Genomic DNA, 15,165 nt, shown 5'->3' on the forward strand with positions numbered 1-15,165 from the left:
GGACTGAGAGGGTTCACACCTCAAAGCAATGTTTCTTTTAAACGATCAGGCTTACAGGCAGCTCTTGTAAGCAGCCTCAGCACCCTCGGTGCGGATCTTCTCGAGGTCTGCCAGAACAGCGGCCTCCAGACCCTCGATCTTGGTCAGATCCTGATCCCACATCTGGGTGTTGGTCAGCACAGCGTTCACCAGCTGAGCAGCGGTGTCGTCCTTGTGTGCATAGTAGAAGTCCAGTGCCCATGCGTCATCCTGGATCTTGTAGGTGTTGCCGGCAGGACGCTTGCAGATCAGGCCGTCGGCGGTGCGCTCCTGAATGTCGCTCGAATAGAAGGCAATGTAGGCTGCCAGAGACATGGTCAGACACTTGGGCAGCTGCTTCTGCTCCTCGATGTAAGCCAGGAAGGAAGGCATGTTGCGGGCCTTCCACTTGGAGGTGGAGTTCAGGGAAATGCTCATCAGCTCGTGGTTGACGAAGGGGTTGTTGAAGCGGTCCTCAACAGCGGAAGCAAACTCTTCCAGATCCTTCTTGTCCAGCGGCAGGGTGGGGATGATCTCCTCGTGCAGCATCTTGTTCATGAAGCCGCGGATGGTGTCGTTGTGCATGCAGTCACGCACAATGTCGAAGCCGGCCAGATATGCGCCCAGAACGAAGCCGGTGTGTGCACCGTTCAGGATGCGGACCTTGCGCTTCTTGTAGGGGGTAACATCGGGCACGACCATGACGTTCACGCCGGCCTTCTTGAACGGCAGCTTGTCCTCCAGCTCAGCGGGGCCTTCGATGACCCACACGCCGAACACTTCGCCCACATCCAGAACGGTGTCGTGGTAGCCGTTGGCCTCTTCCATGGCAGCCAGTTCCTTGGGATCGCGGATGCGGCCCGGAACGATGCGGTCCACCAGAGTGGAGCAGAAGGTGTTTGCGTTGTTCATCCAGTCGATGAAGGCAGGCTCCAGATTCCAGTCCTTGGCGTAGTTGTTGCAGCACTTCTGCAGCTCCTTGCCGTTGTTGTCGATCAGCTCGCAGGACAGGATGGCCAGACCCTTGTCAGCAGCACCGTTGAATGCCTTGTAGCGCTCGAACAGCACGCGGGTCAGCTTTGCGGGGAAGCTGTTGGGAGGAACCTGATCGAACTGGCTGTCGCCCTGCGTGTAGGCGATGCCGGCCTCAGTGGTGTTGGAAACGATGGTCTCCAGATCGGCAGAACGTGCCAGCTCCAGCACTTCGTCCCACTTGCCGTCGATGTAGGGGCACACACAGTCGGACACGCAGGAGATCACGCGCTTTGCATCGACCTTCTGGCCCTTCTCGCTGCCGCGCAGGTACAGGGTGTACAGGCCCTCCTGCTCGTTGATCCAGTCTGCCATCTGGGGGAAGTTGCTGATGGGCTGCACCAGCTTGACCTTGCCGTTGTAGCCGGCCTTCTCGTTTGCGATGTCATAGAAGTAATCCACGAAAGCACGCAGGAAGTTGCCCTCGCCAAACTGCATGACCTTGACGGGTGCATCCTTCAGGATGTAGCCGTTATAGCCGGTGCCTTCCAGAACCTTGTAGTTCAAAGTTTCCATCTTGTTGATCTCCTTTATAAACTTGCTTTGCTTATCAAAGAGCCTCTTTGTCTGCCCTCTGCTCCTTACCCTATTTTATGCTGTTGTATACAAATAAGTCAAGAGCTTTGTGCAATATTTTTAGCCTTAAGGTGACGATTTGGGGCATTTCCAGCGAAAAGCACAATTGTGTGCTAGAAAATTTGTCACTTTTTCAGTTGTATACATGCGCTTTTTCCGTTATACTAAAGGTAAGACAAACCTGCCCGTGCAGGCGGGCGTCCCGTTGTACACAAGGTTTGACGGATTTTTAACAAAAACCATCAGAGAAAAGGAGTTATCGACCCATGAAAGCATTTATGGATAAGGAATTCATGCTCCAGTCTCCCACTGCTCAGCATCTGTACCACGACTACGCTGCGGATATGCCTATCTGCGACTACCACTGCCACATTCCTCCCCGTGAGATCTACGAGAACCGCCGCTTTGAGAACATCGCTCAGGTATGGCTGGGCGGCCGCAACCCGGACGGCAGCTACTTTGGCGACCACTACAAGTGGCGCGTGATGCGTTCCAACGGTGTGCCCGAGGAGTACATCACCGGTGATAAGCCCGACCGCGAGCGCTTCCAGAAGTTTGCAGAGGCTCTGCCCATGGCCATCGGCAACCCGATGTACCACTGGACCAACCTCGAGCTGCATGTGTTCTTTGGCTACGACGGCGTGCTGAACGGCGATACCGCTGAGGAAGTCTGGAACCTGTGCAACGACAAGCTGCAGCACGATCCCAAGCTGACTGTCCGCGGCCTGATCGAGCAGTCCAACGTGGCCTTCATCGGCACCACCGATGACCCCATCGATGATCTGTACTGGCACAAGAAGATCAAGGAAGATCCCACCATCAAGTTCACCGTGGCTCCTTCCTTCCGCCCCGATAAGGCAATCAACATCAACAAGCCCGGCTTTGCCGAGTACATGGGCAAGCTGGCCGCTGTTGTGGGCAAGGAAAAGCTGGCCTGCATCGACTGCGTCACCGACGCTCTGACCAAGCGCATCGAGTTCTTTGCCGAGATGGGCTGCCGCGCTTCTGACCACGGTCTGGATTACATTCCCTACCGTGAGGCCACCAAGGAAGAGGTCAACGCCATTTACCAGAAGGTGATGGCCGGCGAGACCTGCACCGTGGAAGAGGCTGAGAAGTACCAGACCTACATCCTGATCCATCTGGGCAAGCAGTATCACCGTCTGGGCATCGCCATGCAGATCCACTACAACTGCCTGCGCGGCGTGAACCGCAAGATGAACGCTCTGCTGGGACCCGACACCGGCTATGATATGATCAACACCGCTACCTGCGGCGGCGAGATCGCAAGCCTGCTGAGCGCCCTGAACGACACCGACGAGTGCCCCAAGACCATCATCTACAGCCTGAACCCCGCCGACGACGCACAGATCGGCACCATTCTGGGCTGCTTCCAGAACAGCGAGGTGCCGGGCAAGATCCAGCACGGCTCCGCATGGTGGTTCAATGACCACAAGATCGGCATGGAAGAGCAGATGACCCGTCTGGCAAGCCTGGGCCTGCTGGGCAACTTCGTTGGCATGCTGACCGACAGCCGCAGCTTCCTGAGCTACACCCGTCACGACTACTTCCGCCGCATCCTGTGCAACATCATCGGCCAGTGGGTCGAGGATGGCGAGTATCCCAACGACGAGAAGGCTCTGGAGAAGATCGTCAAGGGCATCTGCTTCGACAACGCAAAGCGCTACTTCAACCTGTAAGAGAAGTGCCTGAACCTGAATAAGGCATAACACAAAGCCCCCGGAACGGTGTGAAACGTTCCGGGGGCTTTTGCTGTAAGCAGATAATGTTTACTTTACAAGGCTGCGCAGCACGACACGTGCAGTGGAAACGTCGGAACCAAGCAGGGTGTCGTAGGCGTTCAGGATGTCGCGGATGGCCTGCAGGTTGTCCTTGGTCAGGGTGTAGGTCTTGGTGGAGCCGTCCTTGCCGGTAAAGGTGGCAGTGACGCTCTTGGCGGCAAGCCACTCGTTCAGCCAGCTGGTGCTGTCGTCCATGTCGAACAGCTCATAGTCGAACCATGCCTTGAGGTCGTTGTCGTAGCCGCCGATGAACTCTTCATCACAGGTGAAGTCGTAGTAGTTATCCTCGGTCTCTACCCGAACAGATTTCATGTCCAGCTTTTTATTGCCGAAGTAGGTCATGCCCAGACTAAGATACACGGTGGGATCATCGTTGGTAACGAACAGGTAGGGGTACAGACCGCAGGAGGCCTTTTCCATGCTGGCCTCCTCGTAGGGAGAATCGATCTGCCAGCCCTCGGCCTCGCTGTCATAGGTGACAGTGAGCTTGGACAGGGCAGAGCGCAGCTGCGCCTCCGACACCGCATTGGTCACAGAGAGCTCTGCCGGGGCAGGCTCGTCCGGAAGAGCAGGGCTCAGGGCAAAGGCGGAGACGCCGCCCATCAGGATGGCGGCGGTGCACAGGCAGGCGGCACCGCGCTTGAACAGTCCGGTCAGTTTCATAAGGATCTCCTTTCGCTTCACAGAAACGCTTTTTCTCTGTCCAGAGCATACCAGATTTTACAGCTCCTGACAGCAAAACGGCATGAATCGCCCCTCAGATGCATCAGAACGACCATTCAGACGGGGTGCGGTGCGGATGAAAACGGCTTCTTATACCTGATGGGTCTCCAGCCAGTCGGTCATCTGCTGGGCGATGCCCTTGATGCTGCCTTCCTCAAAGGGGACTTTCAGCCCTGCGGTCTCCAGCAGCTCGGTGTAGCTGGCCATGCCTGCACGGCGCACAAGGCGCAGATAGCGCTGCCATGCGTCCTTGTGGTCGGTCAGGCTCAGCAGGAAGAACTGCAGTGCGGCCATGGTAGACAGGCAGTAGTCGATATAGTAGAAGGGGCACTCATAAATGTGCAGCTGACGCTGCCAGCCTGCACCGCGGCCATAGAAGGGAAGACCGGCAAAATCGATCCACGGGCGGTACTTCTTTTCCAGCTTGAGCCACTCGGCATTGCGTTCATCGGGGGTCAGGTCCGGGTTCTGGTACATGATGTGCTGGAACTCGTCCACTTCGCATCCGTAAGCAAGGAACACAAAACTGTCCTCAGCGTGGAGCAGGGCGTATTTGTCGGTATCCCGGCCGAAGAGCAGATGATGCCACGGTGCGGTCAGGAACTCCATGGCCATGGAGTGAATCTCGGCGCTCTCCATGCCGGGGCATTCCAGATCGGCGGGCACTTCGGGATCACGCTCGGCCACATAGCCCTCAAAGGCGTGGCCGCACTCGTGGGTCAGCACGTCCACATCGCCGGAGGTGTTGTTCCAGTTGGCAAAAATGAAGGGGGCCTTGTAGCTGGGCAGGCTGGTCATATAGCCGCCGGACATCTTGCCGGGGCGGCTCTCCACATCGAACAGCTCGTTGTCCTGCATAAAGTCGATGAACTCGGCGGTTTCCGGGCTAAGCTCATGGTACATGGTGCGGGCGGCATCCATACGGGCTTTGTAGCCGGGAATGGGCTTGGGATTGCCGTCCTTGAACATGATGGGCAGATCGGTGAAGGTGGGGCGGGCGATGCCGGTGCGCTTTGCACGCAGGGCCATCACCTTTTGCAGCTGGGGCACCACATCGTTTGCCACCTGATCGCGGAATTTCCGGATCTCCTCCGGGCCGTAGCCGATGCGGTTCATGCGCACATAGGAAAGCTCACTGTAATCGTGATAGCCCATCACCCGGGCCTGTGCATTCAGGTTCTTCACGATCTCGCCGTACAGCTCGTCCAGCTCGGCACGGTGGGCGTCAAAATAACCGGCCTCGGCCTCGTAGGCGGCGCGGCGCACGGCAGGGTCCAGATCCTCCTTGTAAGGGCCCAGCTGCGGGATGGTGAGCTGTTTGCCGTCCAGCTCCACCAGTGCGCCGCCGTAGATCTGCTGGTAGCGGCTCACCAGAGCATTGAACTGCTGCTGCAGCTCCACGGTGCGGTCATCCATGCCCAGAACGGCATTCTTCATACCGGCCACACAGGTGGTGCCGAACTTCGCGGTCAGAACATCCACATGCGGGTTCGCAAGAAAAGCGCGGCTGATCTCCACGCTGGCGTTGGTCACGGCGGGGCCGTTAGCATCAAAGAAGTCCTGCTCAGCCTTCCAGTATTCATCGCGGGTGTCGCAGGTGTAGTGGATGTTGGCAAGGTTCGCAGCGGTGTTGTACTCTGCAAAGGCTTCGCTCTGCTCATAGTATAGCCGGACAAGGGCATCGCCGTCCGGTGCGGCAGCGGCCTTTGCGGCCAGCTCCCTGCACCGGGCCAGCAGGGCATCGATGTCCGGGCGGGTATAAGTCATTTCGTTGAATTTCATCGGGAAACATTCCTTTCCGGGAGAAGACTCCATATTTAAGGTTAAACCCATCTTACCACGTTATGCGGCAAATGAAAAGGGGACACAGGCCAAAACCCGGCAGATGCTATGCACAACTGCTAAAATTTGACGAGGTGGTTTGGCAAAGTTGTCTGTGCAGGCGGTTGCATGGCTGCGGCAAAAGGACTATAATAAAACCATCAACAGAGTAAGACCATGTGCGTTAAGTGCCGCATCAACGGGGAGTTGTGCTGTGGACGAAGGTGTACCCGCGGTGCATGGTCTGCATCCCGCTGCTGCATGGACTTGGGTGCAGGCGAGACGGCTTGCGTCCCGCCCGGAAGTGAAAGTTGTTGGATTCACGCCCTCCTTTGTGCGGTTTGTCACAGGGAGGGCGTTTTTGTTTGTGCAGACCGCCCACCCGGTATTCCTTTTGCAAGGAGGACAGTTGATATGAACAACTCGAAAAATTCCGTCCGCACGCTCACCATGCTGGCCTTGCTGGTGGCAATGAGCATCGTGTTCAGCCGGGTGCTGAGCATCTCCACCGGCTTTGTGCGGTTCAATCTGGGCAGCCTGCCGGTGCTGCTGGCAGCGCTGCTGTTCGGCCCCGGTGCCGGCTTTGCCGTGGGCGCTGTGGCCGATATGATCGGCGGCGTGCTGGCAGGCTACGCCATCAACCCGCTCATCACGCTGGGCGCGGGTGCCATTGGTCTGGTGGCGGGGCTTGCATGGCAGAAGCTGCCCGGGCTGCGCACCGGCCTGCGGCTGCAGATCAGCGTGCTGCTGGGACACTTTGTGGGTTCCATGGTCATCACCTCGCTGGCACTGCGCATCTTCTACGGCTACCCGTGGGCCACGCTGGCAGTGCGCATCCCCAATGCACTGATCCTGGCTGCGGTGAACACTGTGCTGCTGCGCATCCTGCTGGAGAACCGTACCCTGATGAAGATGGTGAAAAAGTAAAAAGAGGCATTACAATGAATTACGAACAGGCAATGGAATACATCCATGCGGTCCAGTGGGCCGGCCACAAGCCCGGCCTGACGCGCACCCGCACCCTGCTGGCCGCACTGGGCGACCCGCACAAACAGCTCAGATTCGTGCATGTTGCAGGCACCAACGGCAAGGGCAGCACCGCCGCCATGATGGCGTCCTGCCTGCAGGCCGCGGGCTATCGGGTGGGCCTGTACACCTCGCCCTTCATCAACCGCTTCAACGAGCGCATCCAGATCAACGGCGTGCAGATCCCGGACGAAGAGCTGGTGAAACTGGTGGAGCAGGTAAAGCCCGCCGCCGATGCCATGGAAGATGTGCCCACCGAGTTTGAAATCATCACGGCGCTTGGGATGCTCTATTTTGCCCAGCAGAAATGTGAGATCGTGGTGCTGGAGGTGGGCCTTGGCGGCACGCTGGATTCCACCAACGTCATTGATGCCCCGGAGTGCGCAGTCATCACGGCACTGGGCATGGATCATGTGAAGGAGCTTGGCCCCACTCTTGCGGACATTGCCGCCGCCAAGGCGGGGATCATCAAGGAAGGCTGCCCGGTGGTGAGCTACGGCGGCGTGCCAGAGGCAGATATTGTTATCCGCCGCGTCTGTGCTGAAAAGCATGCCGAGCTGACTGAGGTGGATTTCAGCAGGCTGAAATACGAGGGCGGCAGCCTTGACGCGGTGGAGTTCGACTTTGACGGCCTGACGGATGTGCACCTGCCCCTGATCGGCAGCTACCAGCCGCGAAATGCGGCGCTGGCTATCACGGCTCTGCGGGTGATGCGTGCCCATGGCTGGAACATTCCGGAAAGCGCCATCCGTACTGGTCTTGAAACGGTCAGCTGGCCGGGCCGCTTTGAACTGTTGCGGCGCGAACCGGCGTTTCTGCTGGACGGCAGCCACAACGCCCACGGAATGCGTGCCACGGTGCAGAGCCTGAGAGACCGCTTCCCCGGGCAGAAGTTCGTTTTTCTGGTCAGCATCATGGCAGACAAGGATGTGGACCAGATGCTCAGCCTGCTGGCACCGCTGGCGGTGCGGTTCGTCACGGTGGCGGCGCACACGCCGCGCGCCATGCCTGCCGAAACCCTGGCAGAACACATCCGGGCCTATGGCTGCAGGGCGGAAGCGGCAGCTTCCATTGAAGCGGGCGTGGCCCGGGCGGTGGAGCTGGGCGGCGAAGGCCCGGTGTGCGCACTGGGCACGCTGTATTTCTCTGGCGATGTGCGGAAGGCGTTTGCGGAACTTGTGAAGGGCTGAAGATTTAAAATGGCTCCGCGTGCGCTGCGCCATCATCAGCGGAAAAATATTTTTAATATTTGCAAATCAGGAAAATCTGCGGATTTTCCTGATTTGCTTTTTTCACGGAAAAAGTTGCTTCTTGTGCAGAGAGCGGTCGCGTGGGACAGGCTTAAGGGCTTTTATAAAATTCTTCTCCGCCGGGTATGTTCTCTTTTGCGTGCCAAAAGAGAACCAGAAAGGACGGCAGTGCCCGCAGGGCATGAAAGCCCCAGTGGGGCTTTTAAGCCGCAGACCGGTTTGCGCAGCAAATGCCGCGTGTTCAGCGCGGCAAGGTCTCCGCTACTTTCGAGGCGCGGGAGGCGGCGGGTTGCGGCTCCCTGCGTCTGCTTCGTGCCTTGGATGGCACTCGCATCCTGCAGGCCGCTGCCCCAACAGCTCCTCCCTGTTTCGGCCGCTGGCCGCGGTCGTCGCCGTTGCAAACTAGGGGCTGCACGCCCCTAGTAACCCCAAAGTTGTTGGGCTCCATACAAAAAATCCAAGTCGCTCCGCTAAAGGATTTTTTGTGTTGCGCCGATTTCAAGGCCCCTCAGTCGCTGTGCGACAGCTCCCCGCAGGGGAGCGAGCGCCAGCAGATGCAGCTACTCGCCACGGCCCCTTCCCGTGAAAAAGCAAATCAGGAATGACCGCAGTCATTCCTGATTTGCAAATATAAAAATATTTTTCCGCTGAAAATGCCCAGAGTGAAACGGAGGGCATTTAAATGGTTAGGCCTGCGATAGCACAGACAAAAAGAAAAAGCGGTGACTCGTGCAGGTTGAGTCATCGCTTTTCTTGCCCCTTGCGGGGCAGGCAGGGTAAATGATAAGAAGGTAAATGAAGAAAATAGCAATTTTAAGAACAAAGGTTTTGTGCTGAGCGAAGAACCGCTCGTAGAAGTCCATGTATCCAACGTAGTGCCTTTGTTGGATACAACATACCACTTTTTTGGAAGAATTACAAGCCCTTTTTTCGATTTTTCACCGATAAACGTGCGAAAAATCGCATTTTTGGAGAAACGCACAAATTCAACGAAAAGTTCCCGGCAAACTGACGAACAAGCATAAAAATGAGCCGGTGCGGCCCGGAACGGCGGCAAAAAAGACGCAGAATGCGACAGTTCTTTACAAGAACCGGCCCGTGTGCTAAGATGAATACATTCAATGGGAAGTCTGCCCTGCGAAGGGTGGGCGTATGTGTCCGAGCGGGATGGCCCGGCACGGGGAAAGGAGCATATCAATGGAAAATCAGGCGGTGAGCGGAACAAAAAAGCCGCTCTTCGGAGGGCGGAAGCCGCTGTTCACACAAAAGGAACTGCTGCTGCTGACCGGCCCGCTGCTGGTGGAGCAGCTGCTGGAAGTGACCGTGGGTATGGCCGATACCATGATGGTGTCCCGCTGCGGCGAAGCGGCCATTTCCGGTGTCAGCCTTGTGGACATGATCAACAACCTCATCATCGTGCTGTTTGCGGCGCTGGCCACTGGCGGCGCAGTGGTGGTAAGCCAGTTTTTGGGTGCGCGGGAGCAGAAGGAGGCCGATGCAAGCTCTGGCCAGCTGCTTTTGCTCAGCGGCGTATTCGGTTTGCTGGTGGGGGCATTCTGTTTTGTTTTTGCAAGGCCGATGATCCGGCTGTTCTACGGTGCCATCGATGCCGATGTGCTGGATGCCAGCGTGCTGTACCTGCGTATCATCGCCATCAGTTATCCGTTTCTGGCACTGTATAACGGCGGTGCGGCACTGTTCCGCAGCATGGGCAACTCCAAGATCTCCATGCAGATCAGCTTTTTGATGAACGTGATCAACATTGTGGGCAACGCAGTGTGCATCTTCGGATTTAAAATGGGTGTAGACGGCGTTGCATGGCCCAGCGTGCTGTCTCGTGTGGTGGCAGCGGCCCTTATCCTGCGCAAGTGCTACCAGAAGGGCAATGCCATCACGGTGCCCAAGACCACCCGGCTGGATGCAAAGATGACAAAGCGCATTCTGGGCATCGGCATCCCGTCCGCCTTTGAGAACAGCCTGTTCGAGGCTGGACGCATTCTGGTGGTGAGCATGATCTCCACCTTCGGCACAGTGCAGATCGCAGCAAACGCCGTGGCAAACAATCTGGACGGCATGGGCGTGATCCCCGGCAAGGCCCTCAGCCTTGCCATGATCACGGTGGTGGGCCGCTGCATCGGTGCGCGGGACGACGAGCAGGCTGTTTATTATACCCGCAAGCTGACGGTGTGGTCTTACATCGCAATGAGTCTTTCCAACGGTGCCATCCTGCTGTTTTTGCACAAGCTCATCGGCATCTACGCGCTGTCCGGTGAGACGATGGTGCTTTCTGAGCTGCTGGTACGTATCCATGCAGGCTTTGCCATCCTGCTGTGGACCCTGTCCTTCGTGCTGCCCAACGCCCTGCGTGCAGCCAACGATGTGAAGTTCACCATGATCGTGTCCATCCTGAGCATGGCGGTGTGGCGGCTGGGCTTCAGCTACCTGCTGTGCGTGCGCATGGGCTGGGGCGCTGTGGGCGTGTGGATCGCAATGATCATTGACTGGGTTTGCCGCGTGACATGCTTTGTGCTCCGCTTCCGCAGCGGTGTATGGAAAACCAAATATCAGGCATAACATAAAGAGGAGTATACTTATGAAACTGATCAGCTGGAACGTCAACGGCCTGCGCGCCTGCCTGACCCATGGCTTTGCCGAGAGCTTTGCGGCTCTGGATGCCGATATCTTTTCGGTGCAGGAGACCAAGATGCAGCCCGGTCAGGCGGATTTTGCGCCGGATGGCTACACCGAGTATACCTATTCTGCCGAGAAGAAGGGCTACTCCGGCACGGCCTGCTGGTGCCGTGAGCAGCCGCTGACCGTGACCGCCGGCATTGGCATTGAGCAGCACGACCACGAGGGCCGTGTGCTCACGCTGGAATACCCGGGGTTCTGGCTGGTGAACTGCTATACCCCCAACAGTCAGGATGGGCTGAAGCGTCTGGACTACCGCATGGAGTGGGAGGATGCCTTCCGTGCCTACCTGCTGGCACTGGACGCAAAAAAGCCGGTGATCCTGTGCGGCGATCTGAATGTTGCCCATAGAGAGATCGACATCAAGAACGACAAGACCAACCACATGAGCGCAGGCTTTACCGATCAGGAGCGCGGTAAAATGACCGAACTGCTGGACGCAGGCTTTGCCGACAGCTTCCGCGTGCTGCACCCGGACGAGGTGAAGTACAGCTGGTGGAGCTACCGCTTCCACGCCCGCGAGAAGAATGCGGGCTGGCGCATCGATTACTTCATCGTGTCCCGCCGCATTGCCGATAAGATCCGCGCGGCGGAGATCCACAACGAGATCTTCGGCTCAGACCACTGCCCGGTGGAGCTGGACATTGACCTGTAACCTGTAAAAAAATGCCTGCTCTCCCGGAAAGAGCAGGAAAAAGGAGACTCTATGCTCAAAAGCTATCTGCTGGTATTTTTTGTTTCCATGGTGCCGCTCATTGAACTGCGCGGAGCCATCCCCATCGGGCTTGGCATGGGCCTGCCCATCCTGCCCACCTATCTGGTGTGCGTGGTGGGCAACATGATCCCGGTGCCGTTCATCTATCTGTTTGCACGCAAATTCCTGATCTGGGGCTACCACAAGCCCCTTATCGGGCCCATCTGCAAGTTCTGCATCGTCAAAGGCGAGAAAGGCGGCCGCGCACTGGAAGCCAAGGCGGGCCGCGGCCTTGTGGTGGCGCTGCTGCTGTTCGTGGGTATCCCGCTGCCGGGCACCGGCGCGTGGACCGGCACGCTGGCGGGTTCGATCCTGGATATGAAGTTCAAGGACGTGGTCAAGGCCTGCATGGGCGGCGTGCTGCTGGCGGGCATCATCATGGGTCTGGCCAGCGCGGGCCTGCTGGGTGCGCTGAGCACCCTGTTCTCGGTGGGCTGAGAAAAAAGACTGTGTTCTGGCAAAGAACAACAATTGACAATGGCATTTTGCCGCCGAGTATGCTAAAATAAAAATGTGTTTTGGAACCGGCGGCGAAAAGCTGCCGGACGGAAAGGAACGATAAGATCATGGATCAGGCACTGAATCAGAAAATCGACGCATATATTGCGCAAAACAAGGAACAGCTGCTGAAGGATATTGCCGCTCTGGTGGCAGTCAACAGCGTAGAGGGCACCCCGGAAGAGGGTGCACCCTTCGGCGCAGGCCCCCGTGCAGCGCTGGACAAGACGCTGGAGCTGGCTGCGGGCATGGGCTTTGCCACCCGCAACTGCGAAAACTACATCGGCTATGCAGAGCTGGCCGGCAAGGACCCTGAAAAGTATCTGGCGACCATCTGCCATGTGGACGTGGTGCCCGTGGGCAACGGCTGGACGGCCGACCCCTTCACCATGCGCATTCAGGACGGCTGGCTGCTGGGCCGCGGCGTTGCCGACGACAAAGGCCCCATGGTGGCTACCCTGTATGCCCTGAAGTTCCTCAAGGAGCAGGGCTATGAGCTGCGCTACCCCATCCGCGCACTGGCAGGCACCAACGAGGAGACCCACATGCAGGATGTGGACTACTACCTCAAAAACTACCCGGCTCCCGCTTTCTGCTTTACCCCGGATGCCGAGTTCCCGGTGTGCAACGGCGAGAAGGGCCTGTTCGGTGCCAAGATCGTCAGCCCGGTGTGCAACGGCGTCATCGTGGAGATCGAGGGCGGCGTGGCAAACAACGCCGTGCCCGACCGTGCAAGCGCGCTGGTCAGGACCGACATCTCTAAGCTGAAGAATGCCCCCAACATCACGCTGGAGCCGGAAGGCGACGGCGTGCGCATCCGCGGCTGGGGCAAGTCCGGCCACGCAGCCATGCCGCAGGGCACCGTGAACGCCATTGGTCTGGTGGTGAACTACCTGCTGGACAATGACCTGTGCAATGAGACCGAGCGCGCCTATCTGGAGGCCGTGCGCAAGCTGCACGCTTCCACCGCCGGTGAGGGTCTGGGCATCAACTGCGCCGACGGCCCCTTTGGCCCGCTGACCGTGATCGGCGGCCGCATCTACATGGAAGATGGCCGCATTTTCCAGACCATGGACAGCCGCTTCCCCACCTGCACCAACGGCAAAAAGATGACCGAGCAGATCCGTGCCGCACTGGGCGATGGCGCTGAGCTGCGCGATGTGACCGCTGCCGAGCCCTTCTATATTGAAGCCGACAGCCCCGCCATTCTGGCCTGCATCAACACCTACAACGAAGTGACCGGCGAGAACGCTAAGCCCTTCACCATGGGCGGCGGCACCTATGCCCGCCACTTCCCCTATGCTGTCAGCTTCGGCCCCGAGCATGTGGACCTGCCGCTGCCGGAGTTCGGCGGCCCGATGCACGGTGCAAACGAAGCTGCACCCATTGACAAGCTGCTGGAAGCCGTGAAGATCTATATCATCGCGCTGCTGCGCCTTGAGGAGATCGACTTCTGATGCAGCCGATGAATGTGCTCGTCATCGACGGGCAGGGCGGGGGCCTTGGCAAACAGCTGGTGGCAGCCCTGAGCACGCAGTGTCCGGAGGCCCGGCTCACTGCGGTGGGCACCAACAGTCTGGCGGCAAACGCCATGCGCAAGGCCGGTGCCCCGCGTGCCGCCACCGGCGAGAACGCCGTGGTGGTGAACTGCCGCAGCGCGGATATCATCGTGGGGCCCATCGGCATCGTCGTTGCGGATGCACTGCTGGGCGAGATCACGCCCGCCATGGCCACAGCCGTGTGCCAGAGCCATGCGACGCGGGTGCTCATCCCGGTGAACCACTGCGAAAACTATATCGTGGGTGTGCCGGAGCAGCCCATCAGCGATCTGGTGGCCGCTGCGGTGCAGAAGGTGAAAGCTCTCTGCGCCGGGGAAGGCTGCGGAAAAAGGGTTTATTGAAAATGCCCTCCGCTTGCGCTCTGGGCACCTTCAGCGGAAAAATATCTTATAATAGAGCAACAGCGGACAGCCTGCGGGCTGTCCGCTGTTGCATTTTCACGGAAAGGGTCCAAGAGGGAAACTTGATCTGTCTGTGCTTGTTTCCTGCGGAAACAGCCGCACAGCCGGGAAACAGGCCACTTCTTCATTGTGCCCGCTCCAGTGAAAAGGCAAGTCGGAAAATCCCGCAGGATTTTCCGACTTGCATCTAAAAAATATAAATTCCTTGAATAATGCCCAGAGCGAGAGCGGAGGGCATTCTGAATCGTTACGACTTCTGTCGTGCGGCGATCTGTGCTGCCGTGGGCGGGGTGTCGCCCTGCGCAGCGTTTTCCAGCGCGCCGAGACGGCGGTCCAGATCGGTCAGGCGCTGGGCTACGATATCCGGCAGATCCTGCTGGTCCAGATCGTCCGCCGGGTTCACGGCCTTGTTGTTGATGCGCACCACCTCGGCGGGCACGCCCACAGCGGTGCAGTTGGCAGGCAGATTGCGCAGCACCACGCTGCCTGCGCCGATGCGGGAGTTGTCCCCGATATACACCGGGCCAAGGACCTTGGTGCCTGCACCGATCAGCACGTTGTTGCCCAGAGTGGGGTGGCGCTTGCCGGTGTCCTTGCCGGTGCCGCCCAGAGTGACACCGTGGTAGATGGTGCAGTTGTCCCCGATCTCGCAGGTCTCGCCGAACACGATGCCCATGCCGTGATCAATGAACAGGCATCTGCCGATGGTGGCACCGGGGTGGATCTCGATGCCGGTGCGGCGGCGGCCATGCTGGCTGACCCACCGGGCCAGAAAGAACCGCTTGTGCTGGTATAGCCAGTGCGCAATGCGGTGATACACCAGAATGTGAAAGCCCGGATACAGCAAAATGACCTCCAGCACGTTGCGTGCAGCGGGGTCCTTGCGCTGGATGTTCCGCGCGTCCTCCAACAAACCCATGGGAAAACCCTCTCTTTCCTGATTCCGATGAAGCTGCTCTGAATAAAAATCACGCCTCTGCCATGAAAACAGCCTCTGACTCTTTTGACCATATT

The 15,165-nt window shown here is 58.3% G+C and carries 12 protein-coding genes and 1 riboswitch; of the genes, 8 read left to right on the top strand and 4 right to left on the bottom strand.

Features of this window, described 5'->3' with window-relative positions:
* Positions 1-51 precede the first annotated feature (51 nt).
* On the bottom strand, positions 52-1,566 hold the full coding sequence (locus ACGHUK_RS02205; protein ID WP_390574802.1) for a tagaturonate reductase: 1,515 nt from the start codon (positions 1,564-1,566) through the stop codon (positions 52-54).
* Positions 1,567-1,892: 326 nt separating this feature from the next.
* Here ACGHUK_RS02205 and uxaC point away from each other — a divergent pair, with 326 nt between their 5' ends.
* Positions 1,893-3,326: a glucuronate isomerase gene (uxaC, locus tag ACGHUK_RS02210; protein ID WP_120080617.1), complete on the top strand. Its 1,434-nt coding sequence runs from the start codon at positions 1,893-1,895 to the stop codon at positions 3,324-3,326.
* A 90-nt stretch (positions 3,327-3,416) separates the two neighbouring features.
* Here uxaC and ACGHUK_RS02215 read toward each other — a convergent pair whose 3' ends face one another.
* Positions 3,417-4,091 carry a hypothetical protein gene (locus ACGHUK_RS02215; RefSeq protein ID WP_294648655.1) on the bottom strand — a complete coding sequence of 225 codons (675 nt, stop codon included), beginning with the start codon at positions 4,089-4,091 and terminating at the stop codon, positions 3,417-3,419.
* Between the two features lie 150 nt (positions 4,092-4,241).
* Entirely contained in the window at positions 4,242-5,933 is a 1,692-nt protein-coding gene (locus tag ACGHUK_RS02220) for a M3 family oligoendopeptidase (protein ID WP_390574806.1), read from the bottom strand.
* A gap of 202 nt (positions 5,934-6,135) precedes the next feature.
* A riboswitch (THF riboswitch) is annotated at positions 6,136-6,231 on the top strand.
* A 155-nt stretch (positions 6,232-6,386) separates the two neighbouring features.
* On the opposite strand from ACGHUK_RS02220, the gene ACGHUK_RS02225 reads away from it, so the two are divergent.
* The 7 genes from ACGHUK_RS02225 to ACGHUK_RS02255 all read left to right on the top strand — a co-directional run bounded on the left by ACGHUK_RS02225 (position 6,387) and on the right by ACGHUK_RS02255 (position 14,091).
* On the top strand, positions 6,387-6,899 hold the full coding sequence (locus tag ACGHUK_RS02225; RefSeq protein ID WP_097781364.1) for a folate family ECF transporter S component: 513 nt from the start codon (positions 6,387-6,389) through the stop codon (positions 6,897-6,899).
* 14 nt (positions 6,900-6,913) lie between these two features.
* Positions 6,914-8,188: a bifunctional folylpolyglutamate synthase/dihydrofolate synthase gene (locus ACGHUK_RS02230; RefSeq protein WP_390574809.1), complete on the top strand. Its 1,275-nt coding sequence runs from the start codon at positions 6,914-6,916 to the stop codon at positions 8,186-8,188.
* A gap of 1,257 nt (positions 8,189-9,445) precedes the next feature.
* Positions 9,446-10,822: an MATE family efflux transporter gene (locus tag ACGHUK_RS02235; RefSeq protein WP_223388192.1), complete on the top strand. Its 1,377-nt coding sequence runs from the start codon at positions 9,446-9,448 to the stop codon at positions 10,820-10,822.
* A 19-nt stretch (positions 10,823-10,841) separates the two neighbouring features.
* On the top strand, positions 10,842-11,594 hold the full coding sequence (locus ACGHUK_RS02240) for an exodeoxyribonuclease III (RefSeq protein ID WP_097781367.1): 753 nt from the start codon (positions 10,842-10,844) through the stop codon (positions 11,592-11,594).
* 51 nt (positions 11,595-11,645) lie between these two features.
* Positions 11,646-12,131, top strand: a complete 486-nt coding sequence (locus tag ACGHUK_RS02245; protein ID WP_005944184.1) for a small multi-drug export protein — start codon at positions 11,646-11,648, stop codon at positions 12,129-12,131.
* 128 nt (positions 12,132-12,259) lie between these two features.
* The gene (locus ACGHUK_RS02250) at positions 12,260-13,648 is read left to right on the top strand and encodes a Sapep family Mn(2+)-dependent dipeptidase (RefSeq protein WP_097781368.1); all 1,389 of its coding nucleotides are present in this window, start codon (positions 12,260-12,262) and stop codon (positions 13,646-13,648) included.
* A gap of 8 nt (positions 13,649-13,656) precedes the next feature.
* Positions 13,657-14,091 carry a DUF3842 family protein gene (locus ACGHUK_RS02255; RefSeq protein WP_044954000.1) on the top strand — a complete coding sequence of 145 codons (435 nt, stop codon included), beginning with the start codon at positions 13,657-13,659 and terminating at the stop codon, positions 14,089-14,091.
* A gap of 307 nt (positions 14,092-14,398) precedes the next feature.
* On the opposite strand, the gene epsC is transcribed toward ACGHUK_RS02255, so the two are convergent.
* Positions 14,399-15,070, bottom strand: coding sequence for a serine O-acetyltransferase EpsC (epsC, locus tag ACGHUK_RS02260; RefSeq protein WP_005944190.1), 672 nt, complete (start codon positions 15,068-15,070; stop codon positions 14,399-14,401).
* Between the last annotated feature and the right edge of the window lie 95 nt (positions 15,071-15,165).

The organism is Faecalibacterium sp. i25-0019-C1 (assembly GCF_042854225.1).
GTDB classification, from domain to species: Bacteria; Bacillota; Clostridia; order Oscillospirales; family Ruminococcaceae; genus Faecalibacterium; species Faecalibacterium taiwanense.